The organism is Crenothrix polyspora (assembly GCF_900163755.1).
Taxonomy (GTDB): Bacteria; Pseudomonadota; Gammaproteobacteria; order Methylococcales; family Methylomonadaceae; genus Crenothrix; species Crenothrix polyspora.
Map to the genome: position 1 here is coordinate 1 of NZ_FUKI01000019.1, position 2,095 is coordinate 2,095.

Below are 2,095 nucleotides of genomic sequence, written 5' to 3' on the forward strand. Positions count from 1 at the left end.
AGGATGCTCGGATAAAATTGAAAAAGCTTTATCCGACACTTAAAGAGTGACTAAGTACTAGTCATCTACCGGCAAGGTCAATATGAAAAAACTATCGTTAAGTGCGCTGGGCTTAATAACACTGGCAGTGTTATTAAACAACGCCAATGCTGAAACCTTAATTGCTAAGGGTTCATCGTGGCGTTATTTGAATGACGGTTCAAATCAGGGCACAACGTGGCGAAGCACTAAATTTAATGATAATAGCTGGAAAGTCGGTTTAGCAAAACTGGGTTATGGCTATGGCGACGAAGCCACAGTAATTAATTCTGGCAGTCCCCAAAAAAATCACATAACCAGTTATTTTCGATACCATTTTACAGTCGCCAATCCTGCTGATTACGCAACGATTACCCTGAATATACCGCGTGATGAAGGCTCCGTTATTTATATTAATGGCAAAGAAGTAAACAGAGAGAATATGCCCGCAGGCGATTTCACTTACAGCACGCCAACCACGGCACTCAATAGCAAATTTAGGTCGTATAAATTTGTAACGCCAGAAAATACCTTAGTAGCCGGTGATAATGTTATTGCAGTAGAAATACATCAAGGTATTGCAGACACAAATCTTAGCTTTGATCTGGAATTGCAGGGCAGTAATACAAAATCCCAGCCTTCCGCCAAAGTAATACGCGGGCCGTATCTGCAACTGGCTACCCCGCAAAGTGTCACTATTCGCTGGCGTACCAATATTGCTACCAGCAGCCGAGTATTGTATGGCACAACGCTAAGTCGTCCTCAGTTTAATAAGAACGATGCAACTTTAACGTATGAACACAAAATACAACTCACTAATCTGCAACCTGGAACGCGCTATTGGTACTCGGTAGGAACAAACACGGCACTACTGGCGGGTGGCGGTATAGTTACGTCTTTTAATACTGCCCTGCGTAATGGAACACAAAGTGCCGCACGCATTTGGGTGATTGGCGATGCCGGTACCGGCAATATTAGCCAAAAAAAGGTTTATAACGCTTACCGTAGCTACACAGGTGCAACAGACACCGATTTATTACTGATGCTCGGTGATAATGTCTATCAATCGGGCTTAGACTTAGAGTATCAAGATAAATTTTTTGCAATCTACCCAGACATACTTAAACAATTTCCCGTATGGCCAACGATTGGCAATCATGATGCACTGTCTGCTAATTTAAACGATACCACAGGGCCTTATTACACTGTGTTTTCGTTACCCAAAAGCGGCGAAGCAGGTGGTGTCGCGTCAAATACTGAATCGTATTACTCCTTTGATTACCGCAATATTCATTTTGTAGTACTCAACTCTCAAATAAGTAATGCCGCTGCTATAACAGCAATGAAGAACTGGCTAAGTAATGATCTTCAAAAAAATAAAGCCGACTGGTTGATTGCTTATTGGCATCATCCGCCTTACACCAAGGGCTCTCACAACTCAGACAAAGAGCGAGAACTTATTGCCATGCGGCAAAATTTTTTACCTATTTTGGAAGATAATGCAGTTGATTTGGTGTTAACAGGGCACAGCCATTCTTACGAGCGGTCTTATTTTATTAATGGGCATTATGGATTATCTGGCACTTTTAATGCCCGCAATATAATACAGGCCGGCGATGGCCATGAAATAATAAACACTAATGGTGATACAACGGGGGCTTATCGTAAATTACCCGGCAATAAAGGCACGGTATACGCGGTTGTTGGTAGCTCTGGGCAAATCGGTGGCGGTACACTTAATCATCCTGCCATGCTTAAATCGTTAAATAAACTAGGTTCATTGGTATTAGATATTAACGGATTGAAATTAAATGCCAAATTTTTAAATGCCGCAGGTGGTATTGATGATGACTTTACCATCAGCAAAGTGCGACCTGTTGTCGGTAAAAAATAGCACCGCAAAATGGTCTAAAAGACTATTCTGGCAATAGTTACGGTGACAGTATTTTTATATTACGTTAATACACCAAATGGAAGTCAGGCTCTGGCTAATAATCAGGCAGAATCTGACCTCTAACCGACATTCCGCACCCCGCTCAACGTAAAAATTATTTAAACTGTATAGCCTATTAACATG

The 2,095-nt window shown here is 41.6% G+C and carries 1 protein-coding gene; it reads left to right on the top strand.

Annotated features, from left to right (window positions below):
* Positions 1-82 precede the first annotated feature (82 nt).
* On the top strand, positions 83-1,912 hold the full coding sequence (locus CRENPOLYSF2_RS01540) for a purple acid phosphatase family protein (protein WP_087142212.1): 1,830 nt from the start codon (positions 83-85) through the stop codon (positions 1,910-1,912).
* Positions 1,913-2,095: the final 183 nt, after the last annotated feature.

Bases quoted from the DNA above. Each gene is read 5' to 3' on its own strand.
- CRENPOLYSF2_RS01540 (WP_087142212.1), top strand. From the start codon at position 83: ATGAAAAAACTATCGTTAAGTGCGCTGGGCTTAATAACACTGGCAGTG.